Source organism: Terriglobus sp. 2YAB30_2, assembly GCF_052114765.1.
Taxonomy (GTDB): domain Bacteria; phylum Acidobacteriota; class Terriglobia; order Terriglobales; family Acidobacteriaceae; genus Terriglobus.
Genome location: NZ_JBFRFJ010000013.1, coordinates 114651 through 131044, shown reverse-complemented (window position 1 = coordinate 131044; position 16394 = coordinate 114651). Strand labels below are relative to the sequence as shown.

Here is a 16394-nt window from a genome sequence, read left to right as displayed (position 1 = left end):
CTGATCAAGGGCATGGGCTTGTCGGTTCTGCTTAGTCTTCGAACATCCAGTCGAGGTTTGGTGGCTCTCCATCAACAGAAGCAGCGGACAAGTTGATGCGGGCTTTGACTTTTGTCTCCTGCGGGATGAAACCGAGAATCACATAGTTCCCGCGTCCAAGGTCGAGCTCGTTCCGTCCAGCCGAGAGCGGCGCGGCCCATACGGTGAGGGCTGGTGCTCCCTTCAATGCAATCGCATTGGTCAGGACGATATTCCAGTTCTCGGCGTCGGCATTCTGTGGGCCTGCTTTATTAACGCCCTTGCGAACGAAGCCGACGAGAACCTGAGCAGGCTTCTCGAGAGTGAAGCGTACAGGTGTGTTGCTCTTGCCGCTGACGCGGATGCCGCGCATACCATCCAGTTCACCGGCTATGGATGCGATCTGTTGTGGTCCGTCGGGGAAGATCGGTTCGCCGGCTTTGACGGTGAATGCTTCTCCGGAGCCGGGCTCGAGCTGGAAGGCGACCTGAGGCAGTCTCTCTATCGGTTTCTGCGCCTCTGCCAGTGCGGCCGGATCATTCATGCTGTTCAGGCGCGAGCGGAAGGTGACCAGCTCCTTTTCATAGACAGGGAGAATATCGCGCCAGTGATTGGTCTTTGGACCTCCGCGCACTGGAATCTGCCGCTGTGAGGTCTGCATGCCGGCTGCGTTGCGGTAGGTCTTGTCGGTGATAGTCGTCAACTGGCGGAAGAACTCAACCGACGAGGCGAGCAGGGAATCTGCTTTCTGAAGATGTTGCTGATCTTTGTCGTACCCAAACAACATGACCTCAGCAGCAGCGTGGGTCTTTGCCTGATAGAACTGCATCAGAAGCCAGATGCTCTGCATATCGCCGACGATACGGTTGTATTCGTCCTTGTTCTTCGTAACGAGCGGCGCCGCTGCTTTGGCGGCTTCGTATGCCTGTTCCGCATCCTTCGTGACGGTATCGGCTACGCCAATAGGCGTTTCTCCCTGGTGTGGCTGGTGATGAAACTCATGGTCCACGTAGTCGTACAGACGCTCTCCGCCTGGAGCGTTGGCGGTCCAGAGCGTCTCAGCAGGGCCAAAGCGTTTGGCATCGATCAGCTCCGGCATTGTCATCCCAAGAGCGAATGCCTGACGATTGCCTTCGGTGATGCCGATGCGCGGCAGCAGGCGTGGTTGTGCTGGACCTGCGAGCGTGTAGGCATCGAGCAGCTTTTCTCCAGCCTGTGGTGTACCGAATCGCTGGGCGAACTCCTGTATCCAATACGTGCGTTCTTTCTGTGGATCGCGATTGGGATTCCAGGCATAGCGAGCCCAGGCTTCAAACCAGATCCAGTCCCGTTCCGGCTGATAGAGCAATGGCTCGGTCTTATCGGCGGCATTGGGCCAGTCCCAATAACGCAGCGGGTAGAGGTGCACACCTCCAATGCCGATGCGCTGATAGTTCAACACGGTCTCGCGGATGAAGTCAGGATCTCCCCAGCGGAAGGGCTCAAGGTTCGAAAGCAGGTGGACGTTGGAGACGGCGACGTTGCTGTTCTCGACCAGCAGCTTGAAGCGGTCAAGCACCTTGCCGCGATCGTTTGTCCAGGTGAGGGACTCGCCGTTCCACTTGGAGAGGGTATCGATATTGCCGTAGAGCGGTTGGCTTGCCTTCAATACATCTTCGATGTCGGTGGCATGGTCGCGTAGCACGATCGGTGGTTCCACCGTCGTTCCAAGAGCCTTCATGCCGTCCTTCACGCCTGGAATGATGGCTTGGGTCATGAGCTCGACGCCCTTGTGTGGGGAGAGGGCTTCGCCCAGCGTCATCATCAGGCCAACGTTCGGATAGTTGCGGATGAACTCGGAGATGACATAGCGGGTGTACTCGATGGCCTCCGGTGTGGGGTTCACCAGATGGTAGGGAAGATGGTGGGCTCGGGCATACGCATGGGATAGATGGAGATTGTAGAAGCCCTGCAGCAGCCAGATGCCACGCTTGTCGGCTTCTGCCGTGATCCACCGCATCATCTCGATGTTCTGGTTCAATTGCGCATCGCTCATCTCCTGCGCTTCGGGATACTTCGGCAGCTTCAGCAGCGAAGTAAAGGGATGGCCACTCCAGAGATAGAGTGTGTTCGACCGCTGGCGGACCATCATGTCGAGGTAACGAGCCCATTCCGCTTTGTCGTAGAAGAAGGGAAAGTCTTTGGGCGTGTAAGGGTAGTCATACTGCGCGTCTTCGTAGGTAATCTCGGGCTTCTGCATCCCGATGCAGGTTCCGCGCAGCTTCAGGGCGGGATGATCGATGAACTCAATCTCTTTCGGGAGCGCATGTGTCTGATCGATTCGGTCGGCCAGCTCCAGTGCTCCGTACAGAACGCCGGAGGCATCGCTGCCGGCGACGACGATCTGATTGCCGATGCGCTTGATGACGAAGGCTTCGCTGGCGCCCGGCCATAGCTGCGGCAGTTGCTTGTACTTTTCGATCGAGGGAATAGAGCGTAGACCAAGGACGATTTGTTCGCCACTCTCAATGTGGTTCGCTGTGAGGGCCGCTTGCAGGCGGTCGGCGCCAAAGCGCTCACGAGGTGTCGCGTTTTCCAGGACGACGACCTTTACTGGAGCCGCCATCACGATGGCGGGCGCAGCCAATACAAGAGAGAAAGCCACAATGGACCGAATGCGAACGCGGGCCTGGGTCAACAGATACATGTCAGAACTCCTAAACCTTCTGGAAGAGCACAGCCATGTAAGGCTTGCCCGTAAGCTCGATGTGATTGGTGCCGCCTTGAATCTGGTCGCCGGCATTTTCATCGACGAATCTGCTGCCCGTGGACTTCCCGGTAAAGACGCCAGGAAGCTCGCGTTCGCTCATATTCCAGGGATCGATCAGTGTGGCTTTGAAGCGCATACCCGCAGGAAGAGGAAAATCGTATTCACCGACACAGTGAAAGTCGAAGTAGTAGAGATAAAGCTCTTTGTCTTTGCCGGCGGACGGATAGTAGGCGTCTTCAAACTCATTGACTCCTGTTGGCGTCACTCGCTCCAGCAGCTTGCGCAGGAAGGCGATGCGTGGCGCGCTGGCGCCGCGAAGCTTTCCGCCGTCGCTCCAGACGGGCTCGCCCGCCGGTGTCTTGTAGGTCTCTCCGTGGGAGGCATAGACACCATGGACGGTAGCGAGCCAGAAACGCCGCGTCATCTCTTCGGCAGAGAGATTGCCCCAGCGGCGGGCGATGTTCCCTTCATATTGGATCTCGTCATAGACGAGGGGTTTGTTCCAGGCAGCGCGTCGCTCGGCCGACTTCTGGAAGTCATACTCCTGCAGGCTCGCGTGCGTGCACCACGGTTTGGAATGGTCGTAGATGACCTTGCTGTGATGGATGGAACGCAGATGGCTGTAGGGATCGCTGGCGACCGTGATGCGAAAGAAGCGATCCCAGTCGGCCATGCTCTTGGTCTTTACCAGGTCATACTCGTTGGCAATCGCCCACCAGACACTCCTGTAGGCGGCAAAGCGGGCGATGGCATAACGCAGGTAACGGTCGTCCTGCTCTGGAGTCATCGCTTTGAAGCCCCACGAGTCATACGGATGAAAGAGGATCAGATCAGCTTCGACACCGAGCTTTTGAAGTTCGAGAAGGCGCCGCTCGATCAATTGAAAATAGCGCGGGTTGAGGCGATCACAATCAAAGGTCGCGTTCGATTGACTGTTATCTTTCAAATCTTCGTGATGAGTGCTGATGGAACCCGCAGCATGTTCGAACGGAAACTCCGGCAGGCCGCGCTTGCCTTGTCCCTTTGGCAGGATGCAGACGCGCACCTTGTTGAAGGGAGAGTCCATCAACGCAGCAATCGTCTGCGCATCGTACGGTTCGCACGTGAACAGGTAGGAGTAGGTGGTGGTGCCGAAGGGAAAGTATGGCGTTCCATCCGCATACTGGAAGTGGAATTGATGAGCGACGTGGACTGGTCCGTGGTTTGCTGACGAGGCCGAGGTGCAGCGAAAGCTGCCCGACTTGCCATGCAGCGCGGCGGTTGAGGACGTTGTGATGTAGCTCCAGTCTCCGGTGGCATCAGGCATGAAGCGGACGCGATAGGTTCCATTGCCGTCGTAGAAACCAGTGACGCTGACGGTGCGATGCTGGTTGCGGAACTCCGCCGACAGCGTGACCTCGATAAATGGATTTCCCTCGGATGGGCCCTGAAGCGCGACCTCAAAGATTCCCCACTGTTCTATAGTTCCAGCGCCAGCTTGTTCCGCAGTGGCGCCGCTATGCGATGCCGCATTGCGGAATGAATGCTCTCCGTGTGCGGCCAATGGAACGGCGGTTGCAAAAGCGCCTGCGCCGAGCTTCATCATTTCGCGGCGATTCATGGATGTGCGTCTCTCCAGCTCGCGAAGCAACTGTGGTTGATCGCGATTCGTTCGTCGTTGGTGAAAACGATGGTTAACACCAACCGAATCCTGCGTTGAAGTGTGCCGAGGAAAAGAGAAGGTGCTGTCGTTTATGCCACCCAAGTATGCAATGAGGAGGGTCGAACGTGCATTGCATTTTTTGTCGATACATTTTGACAAAATACGATAATTTCAAGGGAAAAGCGCAGAAAATCATCGCGTTTCCTCTCATTCTTTATTGACAATTCTTTCTTCACCTCGCTAGTGTGGCAGCCGTTCCGGATTCATGAATGAAATCCGGTTTTCGTCAGGAGCACGTCTATGAAACGCTTTGCCGCTTTGCTTTTGCTTCTTGTCGCCAGTGCTTCCATCATGTCCGCCCAGGAGTTTCGCGCAACTCTGACAGGGCGAGTCTCTGATCCAACGGGCGCGACCATTCCGCGCGCCTCCGTGCTTGTCACCAACATGGAGACAGGCGTCAATTCCATGACCACGAGCAATGGTGCGGGTGAGTATACCGTGCCCTTCCTTGCTCCGGGCAAGTACCGCGTGACGGTGACAGCGAACGGTTTTCAGCGCTATGTGCACGAGAACCTGACGCTCGAGTCTGGATCGAAGGTGGGCGAAGACGTCACCATGCAGGTAGGAGCCACCACTGAGGAAGTACGGGTGACGACCGATGTTCCACTGATCCAAACGGAGACGGCTTCAGCCGGTCAGACGCTGTCGGCGCAGGAGATCGAGAATCTCCCAGACAACGGCCGTTCCCCCCTGGCGCTCGCCAAGACGATGTACGGTGTCGTCGTTAAACAGAAGAACTCCGTGGTGCAGGCTCGTCCCTTCGACAACTCCGCTTCTTCCGACTTCTCTCTTGGAGGCGGCAATTCGCAGTCGAACGAATATCTGTTGAACGGCGTACCCAACATGCAGGACTCCTCACGTCTGCCCGGTTTCAGTCCGCTGCAGGACTCGGTACAGGAGGTGAAGGTAGATATCTTCAATGCCGATGCCTCGACCGGAGATACCTCGGGCGGTACCGTAAACCTGGTGACCAAGTCAGGAGCGAATCAGTTCCACGGCTCGCTTTCAGAGTTCAACCAGTTTTCTGCAATCAATGCGCCAAACCGCTGGTTTGCCGGAACGACGAAGCAGCAGGCCTATCGCCAGAATCAGTATGGCGGCCACATCGCAGGCCCGATCTGGCTTCCCCACCTGGTAAATGGCAAGGACAAGCTCTTCTTCTTGTATGCATACGAAGGATTCAAGGGATCACAGCCCAGCCCGGTGTTGACGACTGTGCCGACTGCAGCGGAGCGCAATGGTGATTTTTCCGCGCTGCTGGGTCTGGGGACGAACAAGTCGGCGGCTCGCTGTACTGGCTATACGGCCACCTACAACAGCTATCAGATCTTCGATCCCGCGAGCGGTACTGCCGATCCGAACTGCTCCGGTCAGGCTCTGCGCACGCCCTTCACAAATAACGTTGTCCCGGCGTCGCGTCTAAGTCAGATCGCGCAGAAGTATCTGTCGCTTTATCCGCAGCCTAATGTCACGGGCACGGCCGATGGTCAGAACAACTTTTATTCGAGCAACAACACCATCAACAACTACAACTCCAACTCGGGTCGTTTTGATTGGAGCATCGGCGCCAACAATAAGCTGTTTGTTGATGTGCATCGCAGCGAGTATCAGCCCATCAGCAACAACTATTTCGGCAATATTGCCACCGGCTCGAAGAGCTATACGGTCTACCAGGGTGGCCTGGTCGACTTCGTGCATACCTTCAGCTCGTCGGTGGTCATGGATTCCCGAATCAGCCTGACCCGTTCCTATAAGAATTCAGCGATTGCCAGCGGCGGTGTCCAACCCAGCAGCTATGGCTTCCCCGGCTATATGGACTCATCGTCAAGTGCAGGCGCCGCGCTGCCTCGCATTCAGTTCACCGAATCCGGAACGGCGTACACCACTCTGAGCGCGGCGTCGCCCAGCCGGACTGCTTTTGACACCATCCAATTCTTCACAGCAGTCACCTGGGTGCATGGTCGTCACACGTTGAAGATCGGTCCGGATCTTCGTCAGAACCGAAGCTACGCTACGCCTACGGCTCCCGGAACAAACAACTACTTCACCGGTAACCTCGCTTTTGACAGTACCTTCACTAGGGCGGGTACCGCGCTTGCCGGGCCGGTCTTTGGCGGCTCGATGGCCTCCTTCCTGCTGGGTGTTCCTTCGAGTGGTGCTTATACCATCAGTCCCTACCTGACTTTCAACAACCATTACTTCGCCGGCTTCGTCCAGGATGACTGGAAGCTAACCCGGCGGCTGACGTTGAACATGGGTATCCGCCTGGAGAGTGAGACGTCGATTAATGAGAGCCACAATCGAGCCGTCTCTTACTTCGATGCGAACGCCGTAAACTCGGCTGCAAGTGCAGCGGCAACGAAGTACGCCGCTTCTCCGGTTCCTGAGCTTTCGGCTTCCAGCTTCAACGCGAAGGGTGGTCTAGTCTTTGCGTCCGATGCCCGCCGCCATGAATACGCTACGGCGCCGCTGTACATTACGCCGCGCGTTGGGCTCGCCTTCAACCCGCCGATCTTCAACGACCGGATGGTGATCCGTACGGGCTTCGGCATCTTCGTTAATCCGTTCAATGACTACTACACGCCGCAAAGCTACGGCTATATCTCCAATACCTCCCTGGTGGCTTCGCTCAACAGCAACTTTACGCCGGCATCTTCGCTCTCCGATCCATTTCCGACGGCGAATCCGATTCTGCAGCCGACCGGAAATGCGCTGGGTGTGAATACTTATCTTGGACAAGCGATTACGGTTCGGCCGATGGCGGTCAAGGTTCCGTACTCCGAGCGCTGGTATCTGGATCTGCAGTTCCAGGTGACCAAGAACACGATGTTCCAGGTGGGATACCTGGGCAACCATCAGGTCCATCTCTCCTATAGCAACTGCGTAAGCTGTGTACCGGTTCTGCCGCTACTGAGCCGCTCTCCCGCGCGCGATGCCGCGGTACAGAACAATCTGAGTGGAGCCGTTACCAACCCATTCAAAGGCGCACCCGGTATGACGGGAACGCTGGCAACGGCGAGCACGATTCCGAAGTATGTGTTGCTGCAGGCTTATCCTCAGTTCGGCAACGGCACGGCGCAGAGCGGTGTAACCCAGCAACTGGCACCAGGTGCAAGCTCCAACTACAACGCTCTCATGGCACGCTTCCAAAAGCGTGTTTCGGATGGGCTTACGCTTAACGTCAACTACACCTACTCTCGTAATCTGCAGGCACAGCAGATTAATCCGGGTGGGGCACTGACCTACCAGACCAATGCCTCGGATTTCCCGCAACATCTCTCTATCTCCGGCGTCTACCGTCTGCCTTTTGGACGCGGACGGCAGTTTGTAGCAAATGCCCCCTATGTTGTGAATGCTCTGATCGGCGGCTGGACGATGAATACGATCTTCCAGCATTTGTCAGGAGCTCCCGTTCAATGGAACAATGCACCGCTCTTTGCCGATGGAACGGCATATAACAATGTGACGTTCAATGCGCGCCGGGTGGAAGGAGCGTTCGATATCACGAAGTTCAATCGTGATGCGAATTCTCAGCCAAGCTCCATCTATAACTACCGTACCTTCCCGCTCTTCTACGGGCGGCAGGACGGAACGAACAACCTGGACGTCTCGGTATTGAAGGACTTCAACGTCTTCAAGGAACGCATCCATATGCAGTACCGGTTCGAAGCGTACAACGTCCTCAACCACACCAACTTCGGAGCGCCGACTGTCTCACCCACTAGCACCAGCTTCGGCCTCATCACCTCAACCTCAACTCCGCCACGCGTGCTGCAGCAGGCGCTACGGTTGAGTTTCTAACCTCCCTTGAACAAAGGGAACGGGGTGCGCAACGCAACGCGCCCCGTTTCCTTTTGTCGGCCCAGTGTTGTTTATACAAAACGGACGGAGTAACGCGCCCCGGCTTCCGCTTCGATGACGTACTCTTCTCCTTCGGCTTTACCAGTGGACTTACCGCGTAGCTGCACTGTCTCCACGCGAGAGCCATGAGGCACGGCCAGGCGAAGTTTTCCGGCGCGCGATGCCAGAACGACTGCGGAGACCGGCTTACCTGACTTCCACGTGAGATTGACGGTGTAGCCTCCACGGGCGCGGAATCCCTGGAAGCTGCCGTCCTGCCATACGCCGGGAAGGGCGGGAAGCAGACGCACGACATCCCCGTGGCTTTGCAGCAACATCTCCGTCATACCGGCCGGCATACCGAAGTTGCCGTCGATCTGGTACGGAGAGTTGTCCTTCAGTCCACAGACATCGAACATGTTCGGGCGCACGCTCTGGCGGAAGAACCATTTGATGTTGTCGTAGGCCAGGTTGCCGTCTTCCAGACGGGCACACTGGTTGATGATCCAGGAGCGGCTCCATCCAGTGCTGCCGCTGCCCGCATCGAGACGGCGTTGCAGAGAGACCCGGACCGCGGCGGCTAGGTCCGGAGTCTGGCGCAGCGTGATCTGGTCATCGGGGTGGAAACCCCATAGATGCGAGATGTGGCGGTGTCCAGGCTCGAACTCGTCGTAGTCTTCGGCCCACTCCTGAAGCTGGCCGTGTTTGCCGATCTTGTAAGGCAGCAGCTTCTTTGCGGCGGCTTCTACTTCGGCGCGGAGATCCGCATCGCGGTTGAGTTCGTTGCTCGCCGCGACAAACTGGCGAAAGAGGCCGCGGGCAATCGCCTGGTCCATGGTTGGTCCCATGCAGAGGTTGGCCTTGGTTTGAGTGGTGCCGGGAAGGATATAGCCATTTTCTGGAGAGCACGAAGGCCCGCCGACGAGGTGGCCGTCCTTATCCGTTTGCAGATAGCCGAGCAGGAACTCGGCCGTCTGTTTCAGGTGAGGATAGGCACGCTGCTCCAGGAAAGTGCGATCGCCGGAGTGTAACCAGTGCTCCCAAAGGTGAGTGGTGAGCCATGCGCCACCCAGCGGCCAGAAGCCTCCGCCAATACCGTCGATGGGGACAGCGTCTCCCCAGAGATCGGTGTTGTGGTGAATGCAGAAGCCGCGGGCGTTGTAGTACTTCTTTGCCGTAACGACACCGGCTGCGTGGGCTGCGTCCAGCAGATCGAAGACAGGGAAGTGCAGGTCGCCAAGACCGCTGACTTCTGCAATCCAGTAGTTCATCTGTGTGTTGATGTTGATGGTGAACTTGGAGCCCCACGGTGGATCGAGCGCATCGTTCCAGATGCCCTGCAGATTCGCCGCCATCGTGCCTGGACGGCTGCTGCTGATCAGGAGATAGCGCCCGAACTGAAAGAAGGTGGGCAGCAAGTGAACATCGTCCTCTCCTTCTTTCATGCGCTTCAGGCGTTCATCGGTCGGTATGGCTGCATTGGGATCGGGTGTATTCAGGAGCGTCAGGTCCGCGCGGCGGAAGAACTGCCGATAGTCGGCGATGTGTCTGCGCTTGATCTCGGCAAAGGGAGCGGAGGCTACGGTGAGATAGCGGCGGCAGGCCCCCTCCATATCCTGCGTTCTGATCTCGGTTGCGGCGCACAGAAGCAGTGTTACCTCGGTGGCACCTTCAACCTTGAGAGTGTTTTCTGCTGCGGAGATACGGCCTCCGTGATTCAGGACCACCATTTCGGAACGGAAGCGGACACCGGCTTGACGTTCCTGGGTTGCTGGGTCGGTGGTCGGCTTCACCGGTAGCGCCTGTCCGGTCATAACCAGCCGCTTACTGCCTACGACCTCAGTGGTTGCATTTGCCGGACGGTCGAGTGTCGCGGTGAAGGAGAGCTTTCCAGGAGCGCTGGCCGTGAGATGAACGACGATGACCTGGTCCGGAGCAGACGAGAAGACCTCACGGACAAAGGTGACTCCGTTGCTGACAAACCGCGTGGTCACGATGGCGGAGTCGAGATCTAGCTCATGACGATACTTCGAAGTGTCAGTAATGCCGTCGAAGTTCAGATGCAGATCGCCGAGAGTCTGGTAGTAAGGCATCCGTGTCGGAACGGCGATGACATCCTTCATCGCCAACGCCTCCGCCTCTTTCACCTTGCCTTCGAAGAGCAGCTCGCGAACACGGCGAACGCCTTCGGCTGCATTGGGATTGACGCGATCGCGCTTCTCGCCGACCCAGATGGTCTCTTCGTTGAGCTGAATACGCTCTTGAACAGGCTCCCCAAAGACCATGGCGCCAAGGCGCCCATTGCCTACAGGGAAGGCATCGCGCCACTCCCCGGCAGGATGGTTAAACCAGAGGCGATAGCGGGGTTCTGGCTGAGAGGTCGCGATGGCGTTGCCTCGCCTGGAAGTGGCGGCGACACCGGCCAGGACGGAGTCACGCAGAAAGCTGCGGCGTGAGAGGTGCATTGATATCTCCTTATCGTTTCCACACGAAGCCCGCACTATGCGCAGGCAGATCGAGGGTAGAGGTTTTCCCCATGTGCATGGGGTGTAGTGTGATTCCTTCTTTGCTTTCGAATCCGAGACCGGTCAGCAGCATGCCCCTGTTCCAGGGACTCTCCGTGTGAATACGAAGGGGATCTGCGGTCTTATTAAAGAGAGCGAGCCTCGATTCTCCGCGTGCATCTTTCGCCGCATAGGCGGTGATACGGTCGCTGTCGCAGGTGAGTGTGCAGGGGATGAGAGTTGCATCGACAAACCTTTGGGCCAGCAACATGCCATAGAATTCGGGACGCCGGGTCAACGGTTTGACCAGCCCACCGGCGATCGGAGTGTAGTTACCATCGCCGCCGCCATGCATATTGACGCCAACGCATCCGGCCTGCGCCCACTGCAGCATGAAGTCTCCGCACCAGAGGGCTGAAGCCAGGGTGTCGCTGACTCCGAGCTTGCCGCCATCCCAACAGGAGTTGCCCTCCGCCATGCGGAAGGGAAGCGCGGTCGGCTTCACCGCGGCCATGATCTTATTCACGTCCCCGGTCCGCTGCTTTGGAGTGGGCGACATGAGTTGATCGAGCGTGGCGCCTTCGCTTCGAGCTGGACCCATCGCGTAGTAGTGAGCCGTGAGCAGGATGACCTCCGGATAGTGGCCGCGCTGCATCTCTTCCGCGAAAGCGGTGAGGTAAGGGAGCTTGTTGGAGATATCCGGTCCGGCGAGCTTTAATCCCAGAATCTTTGAGACAAGGGCCTCGCGAAACCGTTTCCACTCTTCCAGAAAATCAACGGGTCCCCAGGTTGCGGGGCGGTAGCGGGTTCGCCATGAGTCAGGCTCATTGCCGAGCTGGAAGCAGATGAGTTTTGCCCCGAGTGTCTTTTGCACATAGGCGGCCTCGGCGACTGCATTTTCAACGCTGCCTTGTGCCATGTTGAGGCCATAGATACAGGTCCAGCCCGTGGCATCCAGAAATCCGCGTAGGGCGTCGATCGCCGTAGTGGAGATGGGGAACTCTTTCTTCGCGGTCTTCTCTGTATCGGGGCCAAAGACATCGAAGGGAGGCGGTGTCTGCTGTGGTTTTCCTGTAAAGGTGGTGAAGGCGCTGGTGCCACCGCCGATGCGAAGCACGCCGTGAGGTGTGAGCTCCCGATAGAGGGAGATGAGTTGCCGATGGTGCGGCGAGAAGAAGGCGGGATTTACGAGCTGTGCCGACTCGTAGCTGAAGCCGCTGTAATCGGATGGAATTTTGTGGCCTTCACTCCTCCAATCAACAGAGATCGAGGCTTCCCTGGTGCTTTGTGACCAGAGCCGGGGATGAAGGGCAGTGGCTCCCAGGCCGATCAGCAGATCGCGACGGCGTAGCATCAGTTGCCTCCTTCCAACGTGGAGACAATCACGATCTCTCCAGGCTGGACAACGACATCACGCAATCCAGGCTTTGCGGCAGCAACCTCGTTCTCTTCGTACTGGGTCACGTGCTCTACCTGGCGCCACGGTGCGCTCCAGGGAATCTTGACGCGAGCGGCATCGGTACCGCGATTCAGGAGCACGATCGTCTTCTTACCTGCGGCGCCGGCGAAAGCTGAGACCAGAAGATCCGAATTGCCTGGAACAGTAGCGCTGACACGCCACATGCCCTCCTGAATATGGCGGCTATAGGCGCCGAGAATCCGGAGCTGGAAGCTGGAAGCAACCGGAACATTGCCATGTGTCTTGTCGGGAATCAGAAGAGAGCGTGACGCGCCGAAGTTGGGTTGCTCGACATCGAGAATCGTCCAGCAATACATCAGTGCAATGGCGTTCAGCTCGGTCAGGTGCTTGTGGTAGAGCTGTCCCACCTGAAAGGCTACGCGGTAGCTGGGCTCCTGCAGCTTGCCGTCGTTGAGGCAAATCTCGGTGGCCAGGTATGGTTTGTCACCCATCGCAGCGCGCATCGCCTGCAGCTGTTCGTCGTACCGGTCAGGATCGGCGGCATACTTTTGCCAGTCATAGACGTGGCTGGCGACGTAGTCCGTATCCTTCCACGCTTCAGAGTCCTGTTTCAGGTCGTTCACCCGGCCGACGCCCATCCATAGATAGGGAGCATCGGCCATGTGGATCTTCACTTCTTTGAAGCCTGCTTTGTCCAGTTCACGGCGCAGACTCTTCGTCATCTCGGCATAGACGGAGGGAATCTGTTCGACTTCGTTCTGGATACCGACGATCATCGGAGGCCTGCCGGACTTTTTCGCAGCCATACGGCAGTAGGCCACCACGATGCGGACGTACTTTTCCACGTCGGCCTGCTTGGTGACGGGTTTCTTCCATGCGTCGATGATCTTGACGGGGCCGTCGTACGGTTTCTCCGCCCATTTCGGCAGAGCCCACATCTCGTAGATCACGTGACCGCCAAGCGCGAGCATGCGGCGGGAGTAGTCGAAGTCGCTGACTTCTCCGTTGGGAAAGTTGTCGCCGTAGTAGTGAGGTGTGGCTGATGAAAGATCGTCGAAGTTGCTGAGATCCTGCTTGAGCTCCGTGCCCATCGGATATTCCCGGTGGAGCAGCAGATTGTATTTGCGGATGAGATGCCAATACTCGGTCTTGCCGTGTTCGCTCAGTTCGGCATACGCCGGAATTCCGGGGCTGCCGCCGAAGCCGAGCATGGTCTGTTGTTTGTTGTCCGGATCGATTTGCAGCGCTACGGTTTTGATCGCCGGTGGAAGCAGGGCCCCGCGCACGACGAGGTGTTGCGTGCGCGGAGCGACCAGCATTATCTGATGCCGCTGCAGGTCGAAGTACATCGGGGCTTGCAGGAGATCTTGTCCGTTGACCAGAACATGTACAGAGAGATGAGCATCAGCGACGACCGTAAGAGTCCGGGAATGTCCGGTAAACGCCTTTTCCTGCCGTACGAGGGTGCCTTTGTCCCCCAGCAGTTGCGTGCTGTCGTACCAGCGTTCTGAGAGTTTGATGTCCCCTTCGCTGAGTTCAATGGTCAGGCTGGCGCGGGGGCCGGTAAAGATCCAGCGCAACGCAGCGGGCTGCGGAAGATCGCCTTCGATTGCAACGGTACGACTGAAGAGTGCCGGCAGCATCTCATGGAAGTACTTCCGGGCGGGCTCGTTCGGACGCGTCCACCCGGGTCCGGCAGGACCGTCGGCGACAAACTCGAAATGGTCCGCTGCTTGTGTGACCGCGGGAGCAACGGTATCGGGAAGTTGCAACGGTTGCTGAGCCACTACCGGAACGGTGTCCACCGCAACGGTGACCATTGCAACAACAGCGGCGGTGAGCCACCGATGCCTTCTGTGTCTCATCCTCACTCCGTCCACCCTTCCACTGCGAGTCCTTTGCCTCGAACCACCTTGTCTTCAGCCTGGATGGTGAATCCCTCGGCTTTTCCCTGCGCGAACTGGGTAACGCCTGCCTTTTTTGCCTGTAGGTGGACGTTCTTGAGCTGCAGATTCCGGATCGGGGCCTCGGGTAGTCCCTGGATCTGCACGGCCGTCTGCGAATTCTTCGCGGTTACATTTTCGAGGTAGATGTCGTGGAAGCGGGGTGTGTGCTCGGTGACGGGCTCGCCAGGATCGTCGGCTTTGTAACCGGTGTAATAGCCCGTGATCTGGATCGCGGTACGGACATCTTCCATGGTGATGTCCTTGTAGTGGAAGTCGCCGATGTCATTTCCGCGCCCGCGTGCGCTCTTGATCCGGATGCCCTGGTCTGAGCCCTTAAAGCTGACGCGTTCGACCCGGACATGCTGCACGCCGCCGGCAAGCTCGCTGCCGATGGAGAGACCGTGTCCATGAACAAACTCGCAATCCCGGATCGTGATGTCGCGGCTGGGAACGATGGGTTCTCCACGCTCAACCAGTCCGCTCTTGATGGCGACGTTGTCGTCGCCAGTGTCGATGTAGGCATGCTCAATCAGGACGTGAGAGGTTGAGAGCGGATCGATGCCATCGGTATTCGGCGCCTTACGGCCGGGATTCAGGATGCGAACATTCCGCACCGTGAGTCCGTCACAGAGATTGGTCAGGATGTTGTACATCGGAGCGTTCTGGATGGTTACGCCCTCGATGTGGATTTTTTTAGACCGGGTAATATCGACGATCATGGGCCGCGGTGGCTCGGGCGAGCCCTTGGGACGATTCAGGTGGCGGGTCCACCAGCCCTGGCCGCTGCCATCGATGGTGCCTTCGCCGGTAATGGCGATATCTTCTGCCTGATCGGCATGAATCAGCGCCATGCGGCGCCATTTGGCATCTTCACGGATGGGGAAATCGTCGACCTCTTCGCTGGCCTTGAGCAGGGTGTCTTTCGCGACAGAGAGGGCCACATGGCTCTTCAGATCGAGCGGGCCGGAGAGAAAGGTGCCTCCCTGCAGGATCACGATTCCTCCACCTTTGGAGGCGCAGGTGTCGATCGCTTTCTGGATCGCGGCGGTATCTTTGGTCGCGCCGTCGGCCCTGGCGCCCATCTGGCGGGCATCACAGGTAGTGGAAGCAAAGGCTGTCGCTGTACAGAGGATTGCTGTAGCCGCAACTAATTGAAATACCATCGATAAGATCTTTCGTGCGTTGAAATCGGGGAGTTCAGATCGTGATGTGATTTTCATATTCGAAAATAGGTTTTCAGACAAAGTTGCGGGAAAACAAGTATAAGGAGTTTCACGCGAAACTTGTATTCGCGTGTTTGTGTTCTGACCTTTATCTGGCTTGAGGTGCTGTCATTCGTTCCCAGAAACGTACTCTTCGTTGCTACTTCAATACTCTGGCTCTTGTCGGTCTGGGACCTTTTCCCGACGGCGCGATGGCGGCGATCCGCGAGGCCGGGTACGACGGCGTCCAGTTCCATATCTCGCCGGAACCGCATGATCTCGAAGAAGCTTTGAAGCAAGGGCTTGGAGTCTGTGCCGCGGCGCGGGTGAACGTGCCTGAGGATGCTGTCCGTGTTGCGCAGGAGGCCCATCTGATGGGGCTGGAGTGCCTGACGCTGCACGTGGGCTGGGGTCTGGAAGACGACGATCAGGCGGTGCGATTGATTGAGGCCGTACTGAACGCTTCGGCGAAACATGCCGTTCCGATGTATGTGGAGACACATCGGGCTACGCTTTTTCAGGACATGTGGCGTGCAGTGAGCTTTCACCGGCGGTTTCCCGCCCTGGAGTTCAACGGAGACTTCTCGCACTGGTACACCGGACAGGAGATGGTCTACGGAGGCTTCGAGACCAAGTTTGCGTTCATCAAACCATTGCTGGAGTGTGTGCGGTTCATGCATGGACGGATCGGCAATCCAGGATCGATCCAGGTCGGTCTCGGCTCGGGAGACCCAGCGGAGCATCCATACATCGACCACTTCAAGGCGTTGTGGACACACGTCTTTGCCCGCTACCTGCGGGCAGAGACGGTGAAGCAGGAGTTCTTCACGTTTACGCCGGAGCTGCTCGCTCCCGACATCTACTACGCACGGACCTTCCAGGGAAAGGAAGAGAGCGACCGCTGGCAGCAATCGTTGCTGCTGCGCACGATCGCTCAGCAGTGCTTTGCCGAGGCGGCAAAGTCCGCGAAGTAAACGGCCCGGGATGTGCAATCCGGAGTGCATGGTTCCGTC

Annotated in this window: 8 protein-coding genes; 2 read left to right on the top strand and 6 right to left on the bottom strand. The window is 57.7% G+C overall.

All coding sequences use genetic code 11. The features are described from left to right. Positions 1 to 31: 31 nt before the first annotated feature. Both AB4Y89_RS18355 and AB4Y89_RS18350 read right to left on the bottom strand, forming a co-directional pair. Positions 32 to 2704, bottom strand: a complete 2673-nt coding sequence (locus AB4Y89_RS18355; RefSeq protein ID WP_442302390.1) for a hypothetical protein — start codon at positions 2702 to 2704, stop codon at positions 32 to 34. Positions 2705 to 2714: 10 nt separating this feature from the next. After that, entirely contained in the window at positions 2715 to 4367 is a 1653-nt protein-coding gene (locus AB4Y89_RS18350; RefSeq protein ID WP_442302389.1) for a DUF5060 domain-containing protein, read from the bottom strand. A 342-nt stretch (positions 4368 to 4709) separates the two neighbouring features. Between AB4Y89_RS18350 and AB4Y89_RS18345 the strand changes: the two genes are divergently transcribed. Further along, entirely contained in the window at positions 4710 to 8270 is a 3561-nt protein-coding gene (locus tag AB4Y89_RS18345) for a carboxypeptidase regulatory-like domain-containing protein (protein ID WP_442302388.1), read from the top strand. A 71-nt stretch (positions 8271 to 8341) separates the two neighbouring features. Here AB4Y89_RS18345 and AB4Y89_RS18340 read toward each other — a convergent pair whose 3' ends face one another. Genes AB4Y89_RS18340 through AB4Y89_RS18325 form a run of 4 tightly spaced genes read right to left on the bottom strand, consistent with a single transcriptional unit; the run spans position 8342 to position 15342 of the window. Then, the gene (locus AB4Y89_RS18340) at positions 8342 to 10774 is read right to left on the bottom strand and encodes a glycoside hydrolase family 95 protein (protein WP_442302387.1); all 2433 of its coding nucleotides are present in this window, start codon (positions 10772 to 10774) and stop codon (positions 8342 to 8344) included. 10 nt (positions 10775 to 10784) lie between these two features. Then, entirely contained in the window at positions 10785 to 12167 is a 1383-nt protein-coding gene (locus tag AB4Y89_RS18335) for a hypothetical protein (protein ID WP_442302386.1), read from the bottom strand. Continuing rightward, a complete protein-coding gene (locus AB4Y89_RS18330; RefSeq protein WP_442302385.1) occupies positions 12167 to 14098 on the bottom strand; it encodes a hypothetical protein in 1932 nt (643 codons plus the stop codon). Before AB4Y89_RS18330 ends, AB4Y89_RS18335 begins: the two co-directional genes overlap by 1 nt. A 2-nt stretch (positions 14099 to 14100) precedes the next feature. Further along, positions 14101 to 15342 carry a glycoside hydrolase family 28 protein gene (locus AB4Y89_RS18325; RefSeq protein WP_442302384.1) on the bottom strand — a complete coding sequence of 414 codons (1242 nt, stop codon included), beginning with the start codon at positions 15340 to 15342 and terminating at the stop codon, positions 14101 to 14103. A 251-nt stretch (positions 15343 to 15593) separates the two neighbouring features. Between AB4Y89_RS18325 and AB4Y89_RS18320 the strand changes: the two genes are divergently transcribed. Beyond that, positions 15594 to 16355, top strand: coding sequence for a sugar phosphate isomerase/epimerase family protein (locus AB4Y89_RS18320; RefSeq protein WP_442302383.1), 762 nt, complete (start codon positions 15594 to 15596; stop codon positions 16353 to 16355). Positions 16356 to 16394: the final 39 nt, after the last annotated feature.